Origin of the sequence: Geodermatophilus sp. TF02-6 (genome assembly GCF_003319115.1) — a bacterium.
Lineage (GTDB): Bacteria > Actinomycetota > Actinomycetes > Mycobacteriales > Geodermatophilaceae > Geodermatophilus.
In genome coordinates, this window is the sequence record NZ_QOHF01000025.1 from 1 (window position 1) to 22,830 (window position 22,830).

The 22,830-nt window shown below is 74.6% G+C and carries 20 protein-coding genes and 2 tRNA genes; 12 read left to right on the forward strand and 10 right to left on the reverse strand.

The annotated features are described in order from the left end of the window. Positions 1–481: 481 nt before the first annotated feature. From DQ238_RS18995 to DQ238_RS19005, 3 genes are all read right to left on the reverse strand, one after another. Complete coding sequence (locus tag DQ238_RS18995; protein WP_199506453.1) at positions 482–760, reverse strand: hypothetical protein; 279 nt, start codon at positions 758–760, stop codon at positions 482–484. A gap of 123 nt (positions 761–883) precedes the next feature. Then, the gene (locus DQ238_RS19000; RefSeq protein ID WP_147263134.1) at positions 884–1,120 is read right to left on the reverse strand and encodes a hypothetical protein; all 237 of its coding nucleotides are present in this window, start codon (positions 1,118–1,120) and stop codon (positions 884–886) included. Positions 1,121–1,311: 191 nt separating this feature from the next. Beyond that, positions 1,312–1,384, reverse strand: a tRNA-Lys gene (locus tag DQ238_RS19005). Between the two features lie 187 nt (positions 1,385–1,571). Here DQ238_RS19005 and DQ238_RS19010 point away from each other — a divergent pair. The 3 genes from DQ238_RS19010 to DQ238_RS19020 all read left to right on the forward strand — a co-directional run bounded on the left by DQ238_RS19010 (position 1,572) and on the right by DQ238_RS19020 (position 4,204). Next, a complete protein-coding gene (locus tag DQ238_RS19010) occupies positions 1,572–2,747 on the forward strand; it encodes an Ig-like domain-containing protein (RefSeq protein ID WP_233496105.1) in 1,176 nt (391 codons plus the stop codon). 93 nt (positions 2,748–2,840) lie between these two features. Next, positions 2,841–3,923: a sialidase family protein gene (locus DQ238_RS19015; RefSeq protein ID WP_113782817.1), complete on the forward strand. Its 1,083-nt coding sequence runs from the start codon at positions 2,841–2,843 to the stop codon at positions 3,921–3,923. Continuing rightward, positions 3,923–4,204: a ubiquitin-like small modifier protein 1 gene (locus tag DQ238_RS19020; RefSeq protein WP_113782818.1), complete on the forward strand. Its 282-nt coding sequence runs from the start codon at positions 3,923–3,925 to the stop codon at positions 4,202–4,204. The genes DQ238_RS19015 and DQ238_RS19020 overlap by 1 nt, the downstream gene beginning before the upstream one ends. 4 nt (positions 4,205–4,208) lie before the next feature. On the opposite strand, the gene DQ238_RS19025 is transcribed toward DQ238_RS19020, so the two are convergent. The 4 genes from DQ238_RS19025 to orn all read right to left on the reverse strand — a co-directional run bounded on the left by DQ238_RS19025 (position 4,209) and on the right by orn (position 7,243). Continuing rightward, positions 4,209–4,454 (reverse strand): hypothetical protein, encoded by a 246-nt coding sequence (locus DQ238_RS19025; RefSeq protein ID WP_113782819.1) that lies wholly within the window; start codon positions 4,452–4,454, stop codon positions 4,209–4,211. Between the two features lie 109 nt (positions 4,455–4,563). After that, the gene (locus DQ238_RS19030) at positions 4,564–6,228 is read right to left on the reverse strand and encodes a DUF1841 family protein (protein ID WP_113782820.1); all 1,665 of its coding nucleotides are present in this window, start codon (positions 6,226–6,228) and stop codon (positions 4,564–4,566) included. 197 nt (positions 6,229–6,425) lie between these two features. Then, positions 6,426–6,498, reverse strand: a tRNA-His gene (locus tag DQ238_RS19035). 67 nt (positions 6,499–6,565) lie between these two features. Further along, complete coding sequence (gene orn, locus DQ238_RS19040) at positions 6,566–7,243, reverse strand: oligoribonuclease (protein ID WP_113782821.1); 678 nt, start codon at positions 7,241–7,243, stop codon at positions 6,566–6,568. Positions 7,244–7,389: 146 nt separating this feature from the next. Here orn and DQ238_RS19045 point away from each other — a divergent pair, with 146 nt between their 5' ends. Together DQ238_RS19045 and DQ238_RS19050 are read left to right on the forward strand one after the other, a co-directional pair. Then, positions 7,390–8,568: a hypothetical protein gene (locus tag DQ238_RS19045; RefSeq protein ID WP_113782822.1), complete on the forward strand. Its 1,179-nt coding sequence runs from the start codon at positions 7,390–7,392 to the stop codon at positions 8,566–8,568. 140 nt (positions 8,569–8,708) lie between these two features. Further along, complete coding sequence (locus tag DQ238_RS19050; protein ID WP_113782823.1) at positions 8,709–10,346, forward strand: hypothetical protein; 1,638 nt, start codon at positions 8,709–8,711, stop codon at positions 10,344–10,346. A 72-nt stretch (positions 10,347–10,418) separates the two neighbouring features. Here DQ238_RS19050 and DQ238_RS19055 read toward each other — a convergent pair whose 3' ends face one another. After that, positions 10,419–11,012 carry a TetR/AcrR family transcriptional regulator gene (locus DQ238_RS19055; protein WP_113782824.1) on the reverse strand — a complete coding sequence of 198 codons (594 nt, stop codon included), beginning with the start codon at positions 11,010–11,012 and terminating at the stop codon, positions 10,419–10,421. Between the two features lie 57 nt (positions 11,013–11,069). Between DQ238_RS19055 and DQ238_RS19060 the strand changes: the two genes are divergently transcribed. The 5 genes from DQ238_RS19060 to DQ238_RS19080 all read left to right on the forward strand — a co-directional run bounded on the left by DQ238_RS19060 (position 11,070) and on the right by DQ238_RS19080 (position 16,579). After that, positions 11,070–12,683: a carboxyl transferase domain-containing protein gene (locus DQ238_RS19060; protein ID WP_233496106.1), complete on the forward strand. Its 1,614-nt coding sequence runs from the start codon at positions 11,070–11,072 to the stop codon at positions 12,681–12,683. 57 nt (positions 12,684–12,740) lie between these two features. Continuing rightward, the gene (locus tag DQ238_RS19065) at positions 12,741–14,726 is read left to right on the forward strand and encodes a biotin carboxylase N-terminal domain-containing protein (protein WP_113782859.1); all 1,986 of its coding nucleotides are present in this window, start codon (positions 12,741–12,743) and stop codon (positions 14,724–14,726) included. A gap of 3 nt (positions 14,727–14,729) precedes the next feature. Beyond that, positions 14,730–15,884, forward strand: a complete 1,155-nt coding sequence (locus DQ238_RS19070) for an acyl-CoA dehydrogenase family protein (RefSeq protein WP_113782826.1) — start codon at positions 14,730–14,732, stop codon at positions 15,882–15,884. 201 nt (positions 15,885–16,085) lie between these two features. After that, positions 16,086–16,331, forward strand: coding sequence for a type II toxin-antitoxin system Phd/YefM family antitoxin (locus tag DQ238_RS19075; RefSeq protein WP_113782827.1), 246 nt, complete (start codon positions 16,086–16,088; stop codon positions 16,329–16,331). Then, complete coding sequence (locus DQ238_RS19080) at positions 16,328–16,579, forward strand: Txe/YoeB family addiction module toxin (RefSeq protein ID WP_113782828.1); 252 nt, start codon at positions 16,328–16,330, stop codon at positions 16,577–16,579. Before DQ238_RS19075 ends, DQ238_RS19080 begins: the two co-directional genes overlap by 4 nt. 46 nt (positions 16,580–16,625) lie before the next feature. On the opposite strand, the gene DQ238_RS19085 is transcribed toward DQ238_RS19080, so the two are convergent. Beyond that, positions 16,626–17,639: an NADPH:quinone reductase gene (locus DQ238_RS19085; protein ID WP_113782829.1), complete on the reverse strand. Its 1,014-nt coding sequence runs from the start codon at positions 17,637–17,639 to the stop codon at positions 16,626–16,628. Between the two features lie 95 nt (positions 17,640–17,734). On the opposite strand from DQ238_RS19085, the gene DQ238_RS19090 reads away from it, so the two are divergent. Further along, on the forward strand, positions 17,735–18,064 hold the full coding sequence (locus tag DQ238_RS19090) for a cupin domain-containing protein (protein ID WP_113782860.1): 330 nt from the start codon (positions 17,735–17,737) through the stop codon (positions 18,062–18,064). A 13-nt stretch (positions 18,065–18,077) separates the two neighbouring features. Here the strand turns inward: DQ238_RS19090 and DQ238_RS19095 are convergent, their stop codons facing one another. Then, a complete protein-coding gene (locus DQ238_RS19095) occupies positions 18,078–18,785 on the reverse strand; it encodes a metalloregulator ArsR/SmtB family transcription factor (protein WP_113782830.1) in 708 nt (235 codons plus the stop codon). Between the two features lie 318 nt (positions 18,786–19,103). Between DQ238_RS19095 and DQ238_RS19100 the strand changes: the two genes are divergently transcribed. Further along, positions 19,104–22,817, forward strand: a complete 3,714-nt coding sequence (locus DQ238_RS19100) for a nitrate reductase subunit alpha (protein WP_113782831.1) — start codon at positions 19,104–19,106, stop codon at positions 22,815–22,817. Positions 22,818–22,830 lie beyond the last annotated feature (13 nt).

Consider the following 22,830-nt stretch of genomic DNA (forward strand, 5'->3'; position numbering starts at 1 on the left):
GCTTGCGCGGGTCGGGCACCGCGGCCAGGGCCTGCAGCAGGCTGATCGACTCGGGCGCCGACAGCGGCCGGGCCGGCACTCCGGCGGCGGTGGCGGCATCGGCCAGGGCGGTCGGGGAAGATGAGCTTGCGGGCACGGGCCTTCTCGCTGGTGGTCAAGGATTTCGACACCCTCAGATCACCACACGGCCCGTGCCCGCCCTAACACCGCAGGTCAGCGACGCGCTTCACGACTTTGCCTCGACCCTGGGGACCTAGCACCTAGATGGACCGCTCCGGGACGCAGACGGCAGTGCTACCGCACAAGATCCGCAGGACAGGCCCCAGCAGGTCGCGTCGCCGTGTGGACGAGGGCGCTCGCCGAGGTGCTCCACGCCGGACCCGGCGCCCTGACGGTGTCCTCCAGTACTTCGTCGGTACCTCTCCGGTGCCTCGCCCGGCCGGCTCCGGCGTACCGCAGGAGCACTGCAGGCTCGTGTCGGCTACGGGAGCAGGGTGAGGGCGGGCGTGTGCCGGGGGCGGACGACGGAGAAGTCCCGGTGGTTGAGGATGGCGACCTCAGGCAGCTCAAGCCGTTCGATGGGCGCGACGACCGAGGCATCCACCGTGCCCAGCGGCAGGTCGGCGTAGCGCTCGACGAGCTTGGCGATGCGCTCGAGGTCTGGCTCGACGTCCACCAACCGGAACCGCCTGGCCCGGACGTCGGGGAGGAAGGCCAGTTCCGCCCGCGTGCCGCGCCGGCGTTCCAGCAGCAGGCGCACCTCGGTGAGGACCGTGGCGGGGAGCAGGGGACCCGGGATGGGTCTCCAGGCACTCCCGGCAACGCTGGTGGTGGTCGTCGCGGTCGTTGACGAGGGCGACGACCGGACCGGTGTCGACGACGATCACGCGCTGGACGCGTCGCGCCCGCCGACGGAGTCGGGATCTCCATCGCTGCGCAGGACGTCCTCCGACCGCTCGGCCAGGTCGTGCTCGGCCGACAGGGTGCCGGTGCTGGCGAAGCAACGCCGTTCGGTCGGGTCGGTGTCCGCGAGGCTGGCCCGGAGCAGTCGTTCGACCGCCGGCAGGCGCGCCGCGGGCAGCGCGTCCACCAGGCGGTGGAGGTCCTCGCGGCTGGTCATGGGCGGAGTGCGGCAGAGCCGCCGGGCCTCGACCGCCACCGCCGGGGCGCCGGCTCGGCGTGCCCGTGGGGCCGTTTCCGGAATGGCCGGCCGCGCACTGCTGCGGACTGTCTGCGGACAGCTGGCCGGCCCGACACGCGGACGATCTTGCGGATGCGTACGAAACCGCAGGTCAGCGGCCTACTGTTGGGTGCGCCATCAGGGACTCGAACCCCGAACCCGCTGATTAAGAGTCAGCTGCTCTGCCAATTGAGCTAATGGCGCGCGTCGTCCGGCTCGGCCGGGCGACGGGAGACAACGATACCAGCGCCGTCCGGCCTCCCGGCGGGGAGGTCCTCGAACCCCCACGGGGCACCGTCTCCCTGCGTCCGGTGCGGACGCCGGGCGTTGCGGGTGGCTGTCATGGGGACGGCTGCCGATGAAGAGGGACGTGGAGACCACCGTTCGGCGGATGTCCGCGCTGCTCACGGCCGGGGCGCTGGCCCTGCTGGCCGGGTGCCAGGGGCACGGCGGGGACGGGAGGGCGGCCGGCTTCGCGACCGGGCAGGGCGCCGCGGCTTCGATGACCGTCGCGCCGGCCGACGGGTCGACCGACGTCTCGCCGACCGTGCCGCTGGAGATCTCCGTCACGGACGGCGAGCTGGCCGGCGTCACCGTCGTCGACGGCGCCGGCACCCCGGTGGCCGGGACGGTGGCCGACTCGCCCGACGACCCGGCCACCGACGTCTGGACGCCGGACACCCCGCTCGCCTACGGCACCAGCTACACGCTCACCGCGACCGCCGAGGGCGCCGACGAGCAGCCGGCCGAGGCCTCGACCACGTTCACCACGCTCACCCCGACCACGCTCGGCGCGCCGTCCATCGGCCCGCTCGACGGCACGACCGTTGGGGTCGGCATGCCGATCCGGGTGTACTTCGACCAGCCGGTGACCGACCGGGCCGCCGTCGAGAGCCACCTCGAGGTCACCAGCTCGGCGCCCACCGACGGTGTCTGGAGCTGGCTGTCCGACACCGAGGTGCACTTCCGCCCGTCCACGTACTGGCCGGCGCACACCGACGTCACCCTCCACGCCGACCTCTACGGCGTCGACCTCGGCGACGGCGTGTGGGGCGAGGAGGACCGCGCGGTCTCCTTCTCCATCGGTGACCGGCACGTCTCCGTCGCCGACGCCGCCACCCACACCCTCGAGGTCCACGACGGCGACCAGGTGGTGCAGACCTACCCGATGAGCGCCGGCAGCGACGCGAACCCCACGCGCAACGGCCCGCACGTGGTCACCGAGTCCCACCGGGACATCACGATGGACTCGAGCACCTTCGGCCTGGCCGTCGACGCCCCCGGCGGCTACCGCACCGACGTGGAGTACGCCGTCCGCATCTCGAACAACGGCGAGTTCGTCCACGCCGCGCCCTGGTCGGTGGCCCAGCAGGGCCGGGCGAACGTCTCGCACGGCTGCATCAACCTGTCCACCGAGCGGGCCGCCTGGTTCTTCGACTTCTCCCGGCCCGGCGACGTCGTGGAGGTCCGCAACTCGGTCGGCCCGCAGCTGTCGGCTGCCGACGGCGACGTCCACGACTGGGCGATCCCGTGGGAGCAGTGGCGGGCCGGCAGCGCCCTGAAGTGACCCGGCGGCGCAACCCGCCACTGAGTTCCGCGCCTCCTGAGAGTCTCCTCCCCGAGGGGCGCGCCCGCGCCCACCCGACCAGAGGGGGCCGCCATGACCGACCTGCTCGCCATCGGCACGCGCAAGGGCCTGTGGCTGGCCCGCAGCGACGACGACCGCCGCACCTGGACCCTCGGGGAGCCGCACCTGCTCGCCCAGGAGGTCGCCGCGGTCTCGGTCGACACCCGCCGCGGGCGGCCGCGCGTCCTGGCCGGCGTCCAGTACGGGCACTGGGGGCCGACCGTGGTGCGGTCCGACGACCTCGGCGCCAGCTGGCAGGAGACCGACTCCGGCGCCGTCCGCTTCCCCGCGGACACCGGTGCCGCCCTGGCCCGCGTCTGGCAGCTGCGGCCCGACACCACCGACCGTCCGGACGTCGTCTGGGCCGGGTGCGAGCCGCACTCGCTGTGGCGCAGCACCGACGGCGGGTGCCGCTTCGAGCTCGTCCGCGGCCTGTGGGACCACCCGCACCGCCCCACGTGGGCCCCCGGCGGCGGGGGCGGGGCAGTGCACACCGTGGTACCCGACCCGGCGTCCGACCGCGTCGTGGTCGCGATGAGCACCGGCGGCGTCTACGTCAGCGAGGACGGCGGCCGCGAGTGGGCGCCGCACAACACCGGGATCAGCGCGGTCTTCCTGCCCGAGCCGCCGCCGGAGTACGGGCAGTGCGTGCACAAGGTCGCCGTCGACGCCGCCGGCCCGGACCGGATGTACGCCCAGAACCACTTCGGCGTCTTCCGCACCGACGACGGCGGGCAGGCGTGGACGTCGATCGCCGAAGGCCTGCCCGCGGACTTCGGCTTCCCGGTCGTGGCCTCGCCGTCGACGCCCGGCACCGCCTGGGTGGTGCCGCTCGTCGCTGACGTGCAACGGGTGCCACCGCAGGGCCGGCTGCGGGTGCAGCGCACCCGGGACGCCGGGGCCAGCTGGACCGAGCTGGGCGCCGGGTTGCCCGACGCCGCCTGGACGGCGGTGCTGCGCGACGCGTGCTGCGCCGACGACGCCGACCCGACCGGGCTCTACGTGGGCACCCGCGACGGCTGCGTCTACGCCAGCGCCGACGAGGGCGAGACCTTCACCCTCGTCGCCGAGCACCTGCCCGACGTGCTCGTCGTCCGCGCCGCCCGGGTCGACTGATGGCCGTCCGGGTGGTGCTGCCGGGCGTGCTGGCCGACCTGACCGGCGGGAGCAGGCACCTGGAGGTCGACCCCGGCGGCGGCACGCTCGGCGACCTGCTCGACGCGCTGGCCGCCGTCCACCCCCGGCTGGACCGCCGGATCCGCGACGAGGCCGGAGCGCTGCGGCGGTTCGTCAACGTCTACGTCGACGGTGACGACGTCCGCCACGCCGGTGGGCTGGGCACCGTGGTGCCCGACGGCGCCGTCGTCCAGGTGCTGCCGTCGGTGGCCGGCGGGTGAGGGGCTACAGGGTCGCCAGGGTGGCGCACTCCGCGCACAGCTGCGAGCTGTCGTAGCCCTCCGGCGGCCAGAGCGTCTCCTCGTCCACGGCGACGTAGGCGCCGCACAGCGCCTTGCGGCTGCGGCCGGTGACCTTGCCGATCGTCGCGTGCGCCGGGCCGATCTGTCGCGGCGTCAGGCCCTCGGCGCTGCCCACCGACCCGACCATCACGACGGCGCGGGCGGTCCCGTAGGAGTAGGCGACAGTCATGGGGGAAGCGTCGCCAGCCCGGTCCCCAAGCGGCCAGCACCGCACCCTGCGTGTCCGTCCCAGGGGCCACTGGTGTCCCAGCCGGCCGGCCCCGTCGGCGCGGTCGGGGTCACCGAGCGCCCCGGCGGGGCCGGGCCGGGGGTGCGCCGAGGGAGTCGAGGGCGCGGCGGTAGGCCTCGACGTCGGCCGGCTGCTGGTCGTGCAGCGCCTGCCGCAGGAACTCGGCCGCCACGCGCATGAGCTCGTGGAGGACGTCGTGCCGGTCCGCGCCCGCGGCGAGCAGGCGCCGGGCGGCCTGCCAGGCTTCCGGCGGGTCGTCGTCCCAGAGCTGATTGGTCACCACCTCGTGCAGCGCGACGTGCAGGCGCGGATCGACCCCGTCGACGGTCCCGATCGAGGGGTCGGCGATCGCCGCGCCGTACTCGGGGTGTTCTGCGACGACGAGCAGGTGCCGGTCGTCGGGATCGCCCGGGTCCAGGTGCGCGAGGTCGTCGTTGCCGGTGCGGCCGGGGGAGCGAGGGACGGCGAAGACCCGGCGCAGGACCGCCTCCGCCAGGTCCCGCGGGTCGAGGTCGCCGTCTTCGAGCAGGTCCCCGGCGTAGGACGCCACCAGCTCCTCGCCGGCCTCTCCGGTGAGGTCGCCGGACGCGGTGCGCAAGGCCGTCCCGAGATCCTCGGCGGCGGCGACCAGCTCGTCGGCCGCCTCCGGCGGCAGGTCGGCCCACCGGCCCGCGACGCGCGCCCAGGCGACCACCACGTCGGGGACGACGGCGACCTCGTCGTCGTCCAGGTCCTCCTCGGGCAGCCGGTCCAGGACCAGCCGGGTCAGCCGGCCCGGGCCGGTGCCCACCCGTCCGTCGGGGGAGCGGACGGCGGTGCTGCCGACGACGAGGCGGGCGATCCGCTCGACGCCGGGTCCTCCCCGCAGGGCCGCGGCCTCGGCCGAGGCGAGGAACTCCGCGGTGACGGTGGCCACCGCCTGCTCGTCGAGGAGCTCGGCCCCGGTGACCGGCGGCCCCGGCGGCAGCGTGCGCAGGCGTGCCAGCGCCAGCCCGTGCGTGGGCCCGTAGTCCTCCCCGACCTCGGCCCGCGAGTCGGCGTCGGTGGCCGCGAACGCCGCCGCGAGGAGCGCCTGGGCGTCTGCCAGGTCGACGTCCTCGAGGACGTCGAGCGGTCCGGCCGTGTCGTCGTCCTGGTCGGCGCGCAGCTCGTCGGGGTCGTCGGTGACGAAGGCGTCGGCGGCGATCCCGCCGGAGGTGTGGTCGACGAGGACCACCAGGGCGTGCCGGTGCCCGGCACGCTCGAACTCGACCGCCACCGTCGACGCGTCGCCGAAGACGTCCCGGCTCCGCCACGCCCGGACCGGGCGGACCGCGCCCAGGTCGCGGGCCCACGGCGGCGCCGCGACGCCCGCGGTGTCCAGCCGTCGGGCGGTCCGGTCGGCGAGGGCCCGCTGCTGCGGGCTGCCCAGGAGCCCGATGCACCGGAGCAAGCCGAGCACCTCCGGCGAGCGGATCGTGCCCAGGGCGGTCACCAGGTCGAGGACGGGGTCGCCGGGTGCAGAACCCGGGGAGTCCGCGCCGCTCTGCTCGGACAGGTCGTGCAGGAGCGCGGAGACGAGGAGCTCGGCGTCCAGCGGAGCGGCGCCCCGGAGCTCGCGGGCGACCTCGCGGAGCAGCCCGGCCGTCGGCGACTCCGGCTGTGCGGCCGGTCGGCGTCCGTCGTGCCGCCGCTTGGTGGTCTTCGGCTTGCGACCGCGGCTCTTCGGGCTCACGGGTCCACGGTGCCAGGAGCGGCGGGTCGGCGTCAGGGGGACCGTCCGGCGCGGGGTCACCGTGCGTCCGCTCGTCCGGCTCGGGCCGACGGGTCGAGATCGGCCGGCCACCACCGGATCGGCGGGGAACCTCCCGCGAGGGGGCCGGAACGGCAGAGGCCCTGGTCGCGAACCTGACCAGGGCCTCTGCCGCGGAGGGTGAGTGACGGGACTTGAACCCGCGACACCCAGGACCACAACCTGGTGCTCTACCAGCTGAGCTACACCCACCACGTCTCCCGGCCGGCCGCTCTCGGAGCGGGACGGCGGGGGACCGGGTCAAGGATACCGGAGGGCCTCAGGCGTCCGACGCGGCCGGGGGTGCCTCGCCCGGGGAGCCGGCGTCCTCGGCCGCGAACACCGCGGCGAAGGAGTCGGTCACGCGGGCCGCGGCCGCCTGCGCCGCCGGGGTGGACGGGCCGGGGGCGTCGACGAAGAGGGTCTGGCGGTAGTAGGTCAGCTCCCGCACCGACTCGATGATGTCGGCCAGCGCCCGGTGGGCCAGGCCCTTGACCGGCTGGGCGAAGTAGACCCGCGGGAACCAGCGGCGGGCCAGCTCCTTGATCGAGGAGACGTCGATCATCCGGTAGTGCAGGTGGTCGTCGAGCTCCGGCATGTCCCGGGCGAGGAAGCCCCGGTCGGTGCCGATCGAGTTGCCGCACAGCGGGGCCGTGCGCCGATCGGGCACGAACCGCTTGACGTAGGCGAGCAGCTGCTCTTCGGCCTCGGCGACGGTGAGGGTCGAGGCCCGCACGGCGGCGGTGAGCCCCGACCGGGCGTGCATCTCGGTGACGACGTCGACCATGGCGTCGAGGTCGGCGTCGTCGGCGGAGATCACCAGGTCCAGCCCCGGGTCGAGCACGGTGAGCTCGGAGTCGGTGACCAGGACCGCCACCTCGATGAGCTTGTCCCGGGTGAGGTCCAGGCCGGTCATCTCGCAGTCGATCCAGACCAGGTGCCCTGCACTGTCCGCCACGACCGACGACCCTACGTCGCGGCCGCCCCGTCCGCCCCGGGTGTGCAGCCCTCTCCGCCGCGCCACTCCGCCGCCCCTCGACGGCCCGCACCGGGCCGGTCCACCGCTACTCTCGCCCGGACCCCCGCGAGACCAGGAGTCCTCCCGTGTCCCACGCCGCCCCCGTCGGAGCCGACCGAGCGGCCCCTCCGGCACCCGGGTCGCTGACCGCGGCGCTCCGGGACCCCTCGGCCACCCTGCGCTGGCTGCGGCTGGTCCACCTGACCCCGGGGCGTCCGGGCCGGCCCACCGGCCAGCGGGAGCTGCGCTGGGTCTACACCGCCTGGCTGGGCGCGTTCCTGCTCAAGGTGCTCGGCTCCTCCTGGGACGTCTCCTGGCACTTCCGCTGGCTGCGCGACGACCTGGCCCCGCCGCACCTGCTCAACTCCGCGGGCACCGCGGTGGTGGTCGCGCTGGTCGTGTTCCACAGCTACACCGGCTCCGGCGTCGACCGGCGCGCCCTGCGCCTGGTGCAGGTCGGCATCACGACCTTCCTCGTCGCGATCCCGGTCGACATCGTCAACCACCGCATCAACGGGCTGGACATCACCAGCTGGAGCCCCAGCCACGCGCTGCTCTACCTGGGGACGGCGGTGGTGCTGGTCGGGGTTCTCCGCGGCTGGTGGCTCTACGCCGCGCCCGGCCGGGTCCGCGACCTGGTGTCGCTGGGCCTGTGGCTGGCCTTCCTGGAGAACGTGCTCTTCCCCAACCTGCACCAGGAGTACGGCGTCCTGTCGCTGTCGGCCTACGAGGCCGGGCGGACGACGGCCGAGACGCAGCTGCTGGACTTCGCCATCGCCCAGGGGCGGTCGCCGACGGCCTTCATGCTGCCGGTGCCCTCCTGGGTGCACCCGGCCTGGCTGCTGTGCGCGGGGGTGCTGACCCTGGTGGTGGCCCGCCGGGTGATCGGCCTGCGCTGGACCGCGACCGCGCTCGCCGCCGCCTACCTGGCCTACCGGGGGCTGGCCTGGCTCGGCCTGGTGGCCCTGGGCTTCCCGCCGTCGGTCCTGCCGCTGGTCCTGCTCGCCGGCGCGGTCGCTGTCGACGTCGCCGTCACCCTGCGCCTGCCCGGCGGGCTGGCCGGGCCGCTGGTGGCGGCGGTCACCTACGCGGCGGGCGCGCTGCAGGGCGCCGCCGGGCTGCTGCCGCCGTGGGACTGGCGGCCGGCGGTGGTCCTGGCGACCGGGGCGGCGTTCACCGTCCTGTGGACGGCGGTCGACCGGGTCGCCCGCGGCCGCTGGTGGGCCTCGTGGCGGGAGCCGGTGGGCGGCGCGCCGACGTCCTGAGCGTCCGGACCCGACCCGGTGCATGACGTAGCGTCGGGCTCCCGCCCCGGCCGGGAGGGCGCCGGCCCCCCGCCCCCGGCCGGTGCGAGCGCGGCCGCCGCGCCGCCTCCCGCTCCCTGCGACTCCGCCCGGAGGACGACGTGCTGGCCCTCACCCCCGTGCCGCTGCAGACGGCAGGGGAGCGCGCGCTGTTCGCCGAGCTGACCCGCTGGGACACCGGCGGGTCGGTCCGGGGCGCGGTCGTCGCCTCCCTCCCGGTGGTCGACGGGCCGAGGGAGCGGCGGCTCTGCGACGCGGTGCTCTTCGTCCCCGAGGGGCTGGTCGTCCGCGTGGTCGAGGTGGTGCGCCAGAGCGGCGTGGTCACCGCGCTGCCGGAGGGCGCCTGGACCATCGGTCCGGACGCGGGCCGGCCCGGTGACGTGCTGCAGCTGGCCGGCGGCGGCTCCACCCCGCTGGCCGGGCTCGTGCGCGCCGGCACGGACGCCGCCGTCCGGCTGCGCGACGCCGGCCTGGAGCCCGGCCGCATCGCCCGGCTCACCGTGCTGGTCGGCGACCTCACCGGCCTGGTGCCGGCCGACGGCGACCTCGGGGAGGGCGACCAGGTGGCGCTCCTCGACCCCCGCTCGCTGCTCCTGGGCATCGCCCGCACGGCCCGCCACACCGCCGTCGACGACCCCCGGCTGTGGACGACGGCCGACGTGCGCACCGCGCTCGAGGCGCTGGGGCTGGCCGGCCGGGTCCCGACGGTCCAGCAGCTCAACGGCGAGGGCTTCCCCTACTCGCCCTACGTCCTGCGCACGCCCGAGCTGCTGGCGCCGGCGGCGATGGCGGCCGCGCCGCGCTCCGCCGTCCCCGAGCCGGCCGTCGCCAGGCTCCCGACCCCGCACCACCCGACGCCGTCCGCCGCGCCGCCGGAGGCCCCGCACCACCCGGTGCGGCCCGAGCCGGGAGCCGGTGCCGACGCCGGCCCCCGCGACACCCTCGTCGGGCCGACGGTGGGTGTGCCGGCCGACGAGACCGGGGGCACCGGCGGCCTGTTCGCCGGCGCCGGACCCGCCGACCCCGAGCCGTCCGCTCCACTCCCGCCGGCTGCCGACCGGGTGTTCCGGCCCGACGGCGCCCCGCTGGCGGGACGGCGCCGGCCCGGCTCGTCGCGGCGGATCCCGCTGGTCCTGCTCGCGGCGCTCCTGGCGGTCGCCGTCCTCGGCACCGCCGGGGCGCTGCTGCTCGGCCGGGACGACGGGCGGGCGACCCCCGCTCCGTCGGCGGCCGGGGGCACCGCGGTGCCCGGCGCGGTCGGCGGCCCGCAGCCCGGCGACCGCGAGGAGGTCGACGGGCGGACCTTCGTCGCCCAGCAGGTGCAGGTCGACCCCACCTGTGTGGGCAACGCCTACGGCGCGGTGGCCGACTTCTTCACCGACACCGACTGCCGGGGCCTGGCCCGGGCGCTGTACTCCACCGATGTCGGCGGCCGGCCGGTGGTCGTCTCGGTGTCGGCCGTGGACACCGGCGACCCGGCCGGCGCCCGGGCGCTGCGCGCGCTGGCCGACCGCAACGGCAGCGGCAACGTCAGCGACCTGTTGCGCGAGGGCGTCCGCTACGCCGGGGGCCCCGAGCGGCTCGCGGACGCCGAGTACGCCAGCGCCGTCTCCGGGAGCACCGTGACCATCGTCGAGACCGCCTGGGCTGCCTCCGGGTCGACCGGCGGCGCCGCCGACCTCGACGTCCTCGCCTCGAGCGCGCTGGTCCTGCCGATGCCCCACCCCACCGCCGGCTGACCCCGGGCATGGGAAGCGATACACCCGTTCTCGGCGCCGGAACGCAGGTATCGCTTCCCATGCCCGGGGCGCTCAGGCGGTGGCGGCGGCCTCGGCCATCGCGGCGAGCAGCCGGGCGGTCTGCGCGCGCGGCAGCCGCCCGGCGCTGTGCGGCGTGGAGTTGACCAGCCCGAACACCGCGTGCGCCCGGGCCCGGTTGGTCGCGACGTCGGCCTGCGCGTGCAGCCGACCCAGGACGCCGACCCACACCTCGACGTAGCGGCGCTGCAGCCGGCGCACCTGGGCGGCGTCGGCCTCGGCCAGCGAGCCCAGGTCGCGGTCGTGCACGGTGATCAGCGCCGGGTTGTCGAGGGCGAAGTCGACCTGGAAGGCGATGAGCGTGCGCAGCTGGGCCAGCGGGTCGTCCCCGGCGGCGGCCACCCGCGTCGTCCCCCCGGCCAGCAGCCGCTCGCTGATCCGCAGCAGCATCTCGGCCAGCATCGCGTCCTTGCTGGCGAAGTGCCGGTAGATCGCCGGACCGGTCACGCCCACGGCCGCGCCGACGTCGTCCACGCCCACCGCCCGCGACCCGCGCTCGGCGAACAGCTGCGCCGCCGCCCGCAGGATCTGCTCGCGGCGCGAGGGCCGGGCCGCGTCGGCGTGCAGGGCGGTGTCGACGTCGGTCACGGTGCGGATGTTAACGGTCGTTGACCCAGCGGGTGAACCATCGTTAACATGCCGGCTGTGGACGCTCCCGTGCTGGACCGCAGGCCGACGACCGACGCCGCAGCCACCGCGCGCAACGCCGAGGTCCACGCCGGGCTCGCCGCCGACCTGGCCGAGCAGCTGCGCCGGGTGGCTCTCGGCGGCGGGGAGCGGGCGCGGGCCCGGCACGTCGAGCGCGGCAAGCTGCTGCCGCGCGAGCGGGTCGACGCCCTGCTGGATCCGGGCAGCCCGTTCCTCGAGCTGTCGCCGCTGGCGGCGCACGGCATGTACGGCGGCGAGGCCCCGGCCGCCGGGATCATCACCGGCATCGGCCGCATCGCCGGCCGCGAGTGCGTCGTGGTGGCCAACGACGCCACCGTCAAGGGCGGCACCTATTACCCGATGACGGTGAAGAAGCACCTGCGCGCCCAGGAGGTGGCCCTGGCCAACCGGCTGCCGTGCGTCTACCTGGTCGACTCCGGCGGGGCGTTCCTGCCGATGCAGGACGAGGTCTTCCCCGACCGGGAGCACTTCGGGCGGATCTTCTACAACCAGGCGACGATGTCCAAGGCCGGTATCGCGCAGATCGCCGCCGTGCTGGGCTCGTGCACCGCCGGTGGGGCGTACGTGCCGGCGATGAGCGACGAGTGCGTGATCGTGCGCGAGCAGGGCACCATCTTCCTCGGCGGCCCGCCGCTGGTGAAGGCGGCGACCGGCGAGGAGGTCAGCGCCGAGGAGCTCGGCGGGGGTGACCTGCACTCCCGGGTCAGCGGGGTGACCGACCACCTGGCCGAGGACGACGCGCACGCGCTGGCACTGGTCCGCCGGATCGTGGCCACCCTGGGGCCGCGCAGCCCCCGCCCGTGGGACGTCGAACCGAGCGAGGAGCCGCTGTTCGACCCGGCGTCGCTCTACGAGGTGGTGCCGCCGGACCCGCGCACCCCCTACGACGTGCGCGAGGTGATCGCCCGGCTGGTCGACGGGTCCCGGTTCACCGAGTTCAAACCGCTCTACGGGCCCACGCTGGTCACCGGGTTCGCCCGGCTGCACGGCCATCCGGTCGGCATCGTGGCCAACAACGGCGTGCTGTTCGCCGAGTCGGCGCTCAAGGGCGCGCACTTCATCGAGCTGTGCGACCGGCGGGCCATCCCGCTGCTGTTCCTGCAGAACATCACCGGGTTCATGGTGGGCCGCGACTACGAGGCCGGGGGCATCGCCAAGCACGGCGCCAAGATGGTCACCGCGGTGGCCTGCGCCCGGGTACCGAAGCTGACCGTGGTCATCGGCGGCTCGTTCGGCGCGGGCAACTACTCGATGTGCGGGCGGGCGTACTCGCCCCGGTTCCTGTTCACCTGGCCCAACGCGCGCATCTCGGTGATGGGCGGGGAGCAGGCGGCCAGCGTGCTGGCCCAGGTGCGCCGGGACGGCTACGAGGCCCGCGGCGAGCAGTGGCCGGCCGCGGCCGAGGAGGCGTTCAAGGCGCCGATCCGCGAGCAGTACGAGACCCAGGGGCACCCCTACTACGCCACCGCCCGGCTGTGGGACGACGGCGTGATCGACCCCGCCCAGACCCGCACCGTGCTCGGCCTGGCCCTGTCCGCCTGCGCGAACGCCCCGTTGGAGGAGGTTGGCTATGGCGTCTTCCGCATGTGAAGAGGGCCTTTGTGGCCACGATGGCCCCTTGTGGGGCGCGGGGGACCGGTGAGCGGCGTGTTCGAGACAGTCCTGGTCGCCAACCGCGGGGAGATCGCCGTCCGGGTGATCCGCACCCTGCGGTCGATGGGCATCCGCTCGGTCGCCGTCTACTCCGCGGCGGACGTCGGGGCGCTGCACACCCGCCTCGCCGACGTCGCCGTCCCCATCGGCCCGGCGCCCGCCGTCGACAGCTACCTGTCCATCGACCGGGTGCTCGACGCCGCCGCCCGCACCGGCGCGCAGGCGGTGCACCCCGGCTACGGGTTCCTGTCGGAGAACGTCGAGTTCGCCCGCGCCTGCGACAAGGCGGGCGTCGTCTTCATCGGCCCGCCGGTGGCCGCGATCGAGGCCATGGGCGACAAGATCCGGGCCAAGCAGACCGTGATGGCCGCTGGCGTGCCCGTCGTCCCGGGGCGCACCGAGCCGGGCATGGACGACGACGCGGTGGCCGCCGCCGCGGTCGAGGCCGGCTTCCCGGTGCTGCTCAAGCCCAGCGCCGGCGGCGGCGGCAAGGGCATGCGGGTGGTGCGCTCGGCGGACGAGCTGGACGCGCAGATCGCCGCCGCCCGCCGGGAGGCCCGCGGCTCGTTCGGCGACGACACCCTGCTGGTCGAGCGCTACATCGGCGCGGCGCGGCACGTCGAGGTGCAGGTGCTCGGCGACGCGCACGGCACCGTCGTCCACCTCGGCGAGCGCGAGTGCAGCCTGCAGCGCCGGCACCAGAAGGTGGTCGAGGAGGCGCCGTCCCCGCTGCTCGACGCCGCGCAGCGGGCGCGCATGGGCGCCGCCGCCGTCGAGGCCGCCCGCGCGGTCGGCTACACCGGCGCCGGCACCGTGGAGTTCATCGTCGACGCGGAACGGCCGAGCGACTTCTTCTTCCTCGAGATGAACACCCGGCTGCAGGTGGAGCACCCGGTGACCGAGATGGTGACCGGCCTGGACCTGGTCGAGCTGCAGGTGCGGGTGGCCGCGGGGGAGCGGCTGCCGCTGACCCAGGACGACGTCCGCCTCGACGGGCACGCCATCGAGGCGCGGCTCTACGCCGAGGACCCGGCCCGCGGCTTCCTCCCGCAGACCGGCACCGTGCTCGGCCTGCGCGAGCCGACCGGCGCCGGCGTCCGGCTCGACAGCTCGCTGGCGGTGGGCTCGGTCGTCGGCACCGACTACGACCCGATGCTGGCCAAGGTCGTCGCGCACGGCCCGGACCGGGAGACCGCGCGGGCCCGGCTGGTCGGCGCGCTCGGGCACACCGCCGTCCTCGGGGTGCCGACCAACACCGCGTTCCTGCGCGCGCTGCTCACCGACCCCGACGTGGTCGCCGGTCGGCTGGACACCGGCCTGATCGAGCGGCGCGGCGAGGCGCTCACCTCGGCCGAGCCGCCGTCCCCGACGGTGTACGCGGCCGCCGCGCTGGCGCTGCTGGTCGAGGCCGAGCCTCCGGGGCCGGGTGTCGACCGCTGGGACGTCCCCGACGGCTGGCGGCTGGGCGAGCCGGCCTGGACGGTGCGCCGGCTGCAGGCGGCCGGCGGGGAGCCGGTGACCGTGCGGGTGCGCGGCCGTGCGGCGGACGCCCAGGTGCAGGTGGGGGACGGCGACCCGGTGCCGGCGAGCGCGCGGCGGGACGGCGGCGAACTGACGGTGACCCTCGACGGCGTCACCGCCCGGTACGCCGTCGTCTCCGCCGGGGGTGAGGTGTGGCTGGCCGCCGACGGCCGGGTGACCGCCTTCCGCGAGCACGAGCGGCTGCACTCGGCGGGCGAGGGCGGCGCCGGCGACGGCGTGGTCACCGCGCCCATGCCCGGGACGGTGACCGTGGTGCAGACCGCGGTCGGCGACCAGGTGGAGGCCGGCGCCCCGCTGCTGGTCGTCGAGGCGATGAAGATGGAGCACGTGCTGACCGCCCCCGTCGCGGGGACGGTCACCGAGCTCGCCGTGACGGCCGGCCAACAGGTCCGGCTCGACGAGCAGGTGGCCGTGGTGACGGCCACCGGGAGGGACTGACCGGTGCTGGACTATCGGCTCGACGAGGAGACCGAGGCGCTGCGCAAGGTCGTGCGGGAGTTCTCGCTCGACGTGGTGGCCCCGCAGATCGGGGATTTCTACGAGCGCGACGAGTTCCCCACCGCGATCGTGCGGCAGATGGGGGAGCTGGGCCTGTTCGGCCTGCCCTTCCCCGAGGAGTACGGCGGCTCGGGCGGCACCTACTTCACCCTCTGCGTGGCCCTGGAGGAGCTGGCCCGGGTCGACTCGTCGGTCGCGATCACCCTCGAGGCCGGCGTCTCGCTGGGCGCCATGCCCATCTACCGGTTCGGCACCGAGGAGCAGAAGCAGCGCTGGCTGCCCCGGCTGTGCGCCGGGGAGGCGCTGGCCGCGTTCGGGCTGACCGAGCCCGGCGGCGGGTCGGACGCCGGCGCCACCCGCACCACCGCGCGCCTGGAGGACGGGCACTGGGTGGTCAACGGCGCCAAGGCGTTCATCACCAACGCCGGCACGGACATGACCGACCTGGTCACCGTCACCGCGGTCACCGGCACCCGGCCGGACGGGTCGAAGGAGATCTCCGCGATCGCCATCCCGACCGGGACTCCGGGGTTCAGCGTCGGCAAGCGCTACTCCAAGGTCGGGTGGAACGCCTCGGACACCCGCGAGCTGTTCTTCGACGACTGCCGGGTGCCGGAGGAGAACCTCGTGGGGCAGCGGGGCCGCGGCTACGCGCAGTTCCTCTCCATCCTCGGCGAGGGGCGGATCGCCATCTCCGCGCTCGCCGTCGGCCTGGCGCAGGGCTGCGTGGACGAGTCGGTCGAGTACGCCGCGCAGCGGGAGGCGTTCGGCTCCCCGATCGGCCGCAACCAGGCGATCCAGTTCATGATCGCCGACATGGAGGTGCGGGCCTCCACCGCGCGGCTGGCCTACTACCGGGCGGCGGAGAAGATGCTGCGCGGGGAGCCGTTCACGCGCGAGGCGTCGATCGCCAAGCTGTACAGCTCCGAGGCGGCGATGGACAACGCCCGCCACGCCACCCAGGTGCACGGCGGCTACGGGTTCATGAACGAGTTCCCGGTGGGCCGCTTCTACCGCGACGCGAAGATCCTCGAGATCGGCGAGGGGACCAGCGAGGTGCAGCGGATGCTCATCGCCCGCGACCTCGGCGTCGGCTGAGCAGCCATCGCTCGTCCATGATCATGGAGTTGGGGAGCCGACATGCGGACGAGCACCGGCATGTCGCCTCCCAACTCCATGATCGCGCTTCGGGGAGCCCGAACTCGGGTGTCGGAGCCGCCATTCAGCAACTCCACTGGAGGTCGCCGACCGTTACGGTCAGTGGTACAGTTTCTTGTACCACTGACCGATGGAGGTCCCGTGTCCGTCACCGCCAGCGAAGCGCGCCAGCGGCTGTTCCCGCTGATCGAGCAGGTCAACGCCGACCAGGCTGCCGTCGAGATCGTCTCCAAGAAGGGGACGGCGTTCCTCGTGTCGGCCGACGAGTACCGCTCGTTGCAGGAGACGGTCTACCTCCTGCAGTCCCCGGCGAACGCCCGGCGACTCCGCGAGAGCCTCGCCGAGGCCGCGGACGGGCGTGCTGAGGAGCACGAGCTGGCCGAGTGAGGATCGCCTTCACTGCTCACGGGTGGGAGGACTACACGAGCTGGGCGGGAGACCGGAAGGTCCTCACCCGGATCAACCGGCTGATCACCGAGGCCGCACGCGACCCGGGCGTCGGCACCGGGAAGCCGGAGCGGCTCAGCGGTGATCTCTCCGGCTGCTGGTCCCGACGCATCGACCACGAGCACCGCCTCGTCCACACCATCGAGGCGGACCAGCTCGTCGTCCTCCAGGCTCGCTACCACTATTGAGGGCTGCCCACTCGCCCGCATCAGCGAGCTGGTTCCGAGGAGCCAGTCAGGCGGTGACGTCGATGAGCACCTTGCCGACGGCGCCGTCCTCGACCGCCCGGTGCGCCTGCGCGGTCTCGGCCAGCGGGAAGACGTGCAGCGGCAGCCCGGCGTCCTCACCGACGCGGACCGCGCCGTCGAGGACGGCGGCGTTGACGTCCTCCACGCCGATGGCCTTGGCCCGCTCCGGCTCGGTGTAGACGAGGACGAACTGCCAGCGGGCGTTGGCGGTCATCTGCGCGCGGACCGGGACGGTCATCGTCTCCTCACCCGTGCCCGCGTAGACCGCGACGGCGCCGTGCGGGGCGACCAGCTGGGCGTCGACGGCGGCGTTGGTCGCGGCCGAGACCTCGACGATCGCGTCGACCCCGTCGGGGGAGATCTTGCGGACCTCCCGGACGACGTCCTGCTGCCGGTAGTCGACCACGTGCGACGCCCCGGCCGCCGCCGCGAGCTGGGCCTTCTGCGGGCTGCTCACCGTGGCGACCACCGTGGCGTCGGCCCAGCGGGCCAGCTGGACGGCGGCGTTGCCCACCGCGCCGGCCCCACCCTGCACGAGCACGGTGTGCCCGGTCAGCGACCCGGGGCCGAGCCGGTCGGGCAGCGGCTCGGCGACGGTCAGGCAGCGGTGCGCGGTCAGGAACGGGATGCCCAGCGCCGCGCCCAGCTCCAGGGACGGCGCGGCTCCGAGCAGCACCGCCTGTCGCGCCGGGACGACGGTGTACTCGGCCGCCGTCCCGTGCGGGCGCTGCCAGGCCGCCTCCCACACCCACACCCGCTCGCCGACCAGCACCCGGTCCACGCCCTGCCCGACGGCGTCGACGGTGCCCGCACCGTCCTGGTTCGGCACCTGCTCGCCGGACGGCGGCGGGGTGGTGCGGCGGGACTTCCAGTCGGTCGGGTTCACCCCCGACCAGGCCAGGCGCACGCGGACCTCGCCGGGGCCGGGCTCGGGGACGGGGCGGTCGACCAGCCGCAGGACGTCGGGGTCGCCCTTCTCGGTGTAGACGATGGCTCGCACACCCTCCCCGTACCCAACCGGCGCGCCGTCCGTCACCTCGGGACGGACGGGCACACTGGGCGCCACGAGCCCGGACCGATGCGGGGGTGCTGTCGATGGCGCTGACCGACCTGGAGCGACGGGGACGGGAGCTGCTGGCCGCGGCCCGCGAGCACGGCAGCGGCCGGGCGGCCGACACCGTCGTCGGTGGGGCCGACCAGGCGCTGCGGCAGACGCTGCTGGCGCTGGTCGCCGGAGCCCGGCTGGCCGAGCACGAGAACCCGGGCGAGGCGACCCTGCAGGTCCTGGAGGGTTCGGTGCGCCTGGTCGCCGGGGCCACGGCGGAGGACGGCGAGCGCGGCGACCTGCTCGCCGTCCCCGAGGAGCGGCACGCCCTGGAGGCGGTCACCGACGCGGTCGTCCTGCTGACCGTGGTCAAGCGCTGACGCGCCGACCCCGTTACCCCTGCGCGGCCTCGCCGTCGGCCACCGGCGCGAGGTGCGCCACGCACAGGTCCGGGCGCACGAAGGGCAGCAGCCGCTGCGCGGTGACCGGCGCCCGCATCTCCGCCAGCGCGCCCTGCATCAGCCCCAGGTGGACCGCGCAGACGACCTCGCGGTGGGTGGCGGCCAGCTCGCGGAACGGGCAGTGGGTGATCTGCACCTCCCGTGCGTCGTCGCGCGCCAGACGCGGGCGGAAGCCGATGCCGCCGAGGAGCTCCAGCATGCACCGGACCGCCTCCGGCTCCGGCGTGCGCCGGTACGGGGCCGGACGCCGGGCGAGGTGGGAGCCCCAGGCGCGGCCGGCCTCGACCGCCGCCGCGGACGGGTCCTCGGCCGTGCCGCTGAGGTGGCTGGTGAGCATCTCGGCGAGCAGCCGGTAGTTGCGCCCGTCCCGGTCGCCGTCCCCGTCGGGGTCCGGCTTGGCGGTGAACAGCCAGGGTGGGCGGCCGGGTTCGCCCCGTTCCTCGCGCCACCGGTCGACCAGCCCCTCGCCGATGAGCCGCTCGAGGTGGAAGCGGACGGTGTTCGGGTGCAGGCCCGTCCCCGCCGCCAGGTCCTGGACGCCGAGCCCACCGACGTTGGTCCTGAGCAGGTCCAGGACGCGCTGCCGGGTCCCGCCGGAGCGTGCGGAGGCCTTCTTCGCACCGGCCACCGCCGCACCCATCCGCCCAGTCTGACGGACGCCAATCGTGTTGCGCACCACCGGTCCGAGTGCCCGGCGTCCAGCCGGTCGGATCCCGATGATCCTCTGAGATCCGACCGGGAGAAATCCGACTTGTTCTGATAGAAACCGAGTTGTCCTGATCGTGGCCCAGCCGACGGCCGGCGAGTCAGCCGGTCGGGACGCCGCAGTCCGCCATGGAGAACGCGCCGCACCGCCGCGGGCCCGCCCCGGTACAGCCCCGCGACGCCGGACCGGCCGGTCCGGCGTCGCGGAGCTCCCCGGGAGGCTCCGGCGCCGGCCGAGGACGCAGGGGGAGTCGTGACCAGCACCCGCACCGGGGCACCGACGACGTCGGACGGAGGTGCCGGCTTCGACGGCGAGCTGTCCGAGGCCCTCGTCCGCACCTCGCGCTTCTTCCGCAAGGGGGACGTCAGCCCGGACCTGCGGGCGCTGTACCAGATCGGCGGCCGGGACGCCGACAGCTTCTACCGGGACCGGTGGAGCCACGACAAGGTCGTCCGCTCCACGCACGGGGTCAACTGCACGGGCTCGTGCTCGTGGAAGGTCTACGTCAAGGACGGGATCATCACCTGGGAGGCGCAGCAGACCGACTACCCGTCCACCGGCCCGGACCGGCCGGAGTACGAGCCTCGCGGCTGCCCCCGGGGAGCCGCCTTCTCCTGGTACACCTACTCGCCCACGCGGGTCCGCTACCCCTACGTCCGCGGCTCGCTGCTGCAGATGTACCGCGAGGCGAAGCAGCGCCTCGGTGACCCGGTGCTGGCCTGGGCCGACGTCGTCTCCGACCCGGAGAGGGCGCGCACCTACAAGTCCCAGCGGGGCAAGGGCGGACTCGTCCGGGCCAGCTGGGACGAGGCGACCGAGATGATCGCCGCCGCGCACGTGCACACCATCAAGGAGTACGGCCCGGACCGCATCGCCGGCTTCTCGCCGATCCCCGCGATGTCGATGGTGTCGCACGCCGCCGGATCGCGGTTCATGGCGCTCATCGGCGCTCCCATGCTGTCGTTCTACGACTGGTACGCCGACCTGCCGGTGGCTTCCCCGCAGGTGTTCGGCGACCAGACCGACGTCCCCGAGTCCGGCGACTGGTGGGACGCCGCCTACCTGGTCCTGTGGGGCTCCAACGTGCCGGTCACCCGGACGCCGGACGCGCACTGGATGACCGAGGCCCGCTACCGCGGCCAGAAGGTCGTCGTCATGAGCCCGGACTACTCCGACGCGACCAAGTTCGCCGACGACTGGCTGGCCCCGCACCCGGGTACCGACGGCGCGCTGGCGATGGCCATGGGACACGTCGTCCTCAGGGAGTTCTTCGTCGACCGGCAGGTCCCGCGCTTCACCGAGTACGTCAAGCGCTACACCGACCTGCCGTTCCTGCTCACCCTCACCCCCCGCGGGGACGGCTACGCGCCGGGCAAGTTCCTCACCGCCGCCGACCTCGGGGACGTCGGCGAGCACAGCGAGTGGAAGACGGTCCTCATCGACTCCGGCACCGACCGGCCGGTGGTGCCCGGCGGCTCGCTCGGCTTCCGCTTCGGTGAGGACGGCAAGGGCCGCTGGAACCTCGACCTGGCCGACGTCGACCCGCTGCTGTCCCTCTACCGGGAGGGCGCCGAGACCGCCCCGGTCGACTTGGCCCGCTTCGACACCCCGCGCGGCGAGGGCGCGACGATGCGCCGCGGCGTCCCGGTGCGGCGCATCGGCAAGCACCTGGTGACGACGGTCTACGACCTGCTGCTCGCGCAATTCGGCGTCGCCCGCGCCGGGCTGCCGGGGGAGTGGCCGGCCGGCCTCGACGACCCGAGCCAGCCCTACACGCCGGCCTGGCAGGAGCAGTTCACCGGTGTCTCCGCGGCCGCGGCGGCGCGGATCGGCCGGGAGTTCGCCCAGAACGCCGCCGACTCCGGCGGTCGCTCCATGATCATCATGGGCGCGGGGACCAACCACTGGTTCCACTCCGACACGATCTACCGGGCCTTCCTCACCCTCACCACGCTCACCGGCTGCCAGGGCGTCAACGGCGGCGGCTGGGCGCACTACGTCGGCCAGGAGAAGTGCCGGCCGGTCACCGGGTGGATGACGCTGGCCTCGGCGCTGGACTGGGCGCGCCCGCCCCGGCAGATGATCCAGACCGCCTACTGGTACCTGCACACCGACCAGTGGCGCTACGACCGGACCACGCTCGACGGGTTCGCCTCGCCGCTGGGAGCGGGGCGGTTCGCCGGGCGCACGCCGGCCGACGTGCTGGCCTCGTCGGCCCGGATGGGCTGGATGCCGTCGTACCCGACCTTCGACCGCAACCCGCTGGACCTGGCCGACGAGGCGGCCGCGGCCGGCAAGGAACCGACCGCGCACGTCGTCGACGAGCTGCGCGCCGGGCGGCTGCGGTTCGCCTGCACCGACCCCGACGCCCCGGAGAACTTCCCCCGGGTGCTCACCGCCTGGCGGGCCAACCTGCTCGGCTCGTCGGCGAAGGGCAACGAGTACTTCCTCGAGCACCTGCTGGGCACCGACTCCTCCCTGCGCGCGCAGGAGGCTCCCCCGGAGGCGCGGCCGCGGGAGGTCGTCTGGCGGGAGGAGGCGCCCCGGGGCAAGCTCGACCTGCTGCTGGCGCTGGACTTCCGGATGACCAGCACCACCGTCTTCGCCGACATCACCCTGCCGGCCGCCACGTGGTACGAGAAGCACGACCTCAACACCACGGACATGCACCCCTACGTGCACTCGTTCAACCCGGCCATCGCACCGCCGTGGGAGACCCGCACCGACTTCGACGCCTTCGGCAGCATCGCCCGGGCGTTCAGCCGGCTGGCCGCGACCCACCTCGGCGTGCGGCGCGACCTGGTGGCCGTGCCGCTGCTGCACGACACCCCCGACGAGATGGCCAACCCGCGCGGCGTGGTGCGCGACTGGGGGGCCGGCGAGTGCGACCCGGTGCCGGGGAAGACGATGCCGAAGGTCATCGTCCAGGAGCGGGACTACGCCGCCGTCGCGGACAAGTGGGCCGCGCTCGGCCCGCTGGTGGAGGAGCTCGGCCTGCAGGTCAAGGGGGTCACGACCAGGCCGGACCGGGAGGCCGACTACCTGCGGCACAAGAACGGCGTCGTCCGCGCCGGGGCCGCCGAGGGGCAGCCGGCGCTGACCCGCGATGTCCACTGGTGCGAGGCGATCCTCGCGCTGTCCGGGACGACGAACGGGCGGCTGGCCACCCAGGGCTTCCGCTTCTCCGAGCAGCGCACCGGCACCCGGATGGCCGACCTGGCCGCCGAGAACGAGGGCAAGCTGGTCACCTTCGCCGACACCCAGGCGCGGCCCACGCCGGTCATCACCTCGCCGGAGTGGTCGGGCAGCGAGACCGGCGGCCGTCGCTACTCGCCGTTCACCATCAACGTCGAGCGGCTCAAGCCCTGGCACACCCTCACCGGGCGGATGCAGTTCTTCCTCGACCACGACTGGATGACCGAGGCGGGGGAGAACCTGCCGGTGTTCCGCCCGCCGCTGGACATGCACACCCTCTTCGGCGAGCCGCAGCTCGGCGCGACCGGGGAGCTGGGCATCACGGTGCGCTACCTCACCCCGCACAGCAAGTGGTCGATCCACTCCGAGTACCAGGACAACCTGTTCATGCTGTCGCTGTCGCGGGGCGGGCAGAGCATCTGGATGAGCACCCAGGACGCGGCGAAGGTCGGGATCCGGGACAACGACTGGGTCGAGGCGGTCAACCGCAACGGGGTCGTCGTCGCCCGCGCGATCGTCAGCTCGCGGATGCCCGAGGGCACGGTCTACATGCACCACGCCCAGGACCGGCTCATCGACGTCCCCCGGGCCGAGACCTCGGGCAAGCGGGGCGGCATCCACAACTCGCTGACCCGGCTGTTCCTCAAACCCACCCACCTGATCGGGGGCTACGCGCAGCTGTCCTTCGCCTTCAACTACCTCGGGCCCACGGGCAACCAACGCGACGAGGTCACCGTGATCCGCCGCCGCAGCCAGGAGGTGCAGTACTGATGCCCCCGAGCGA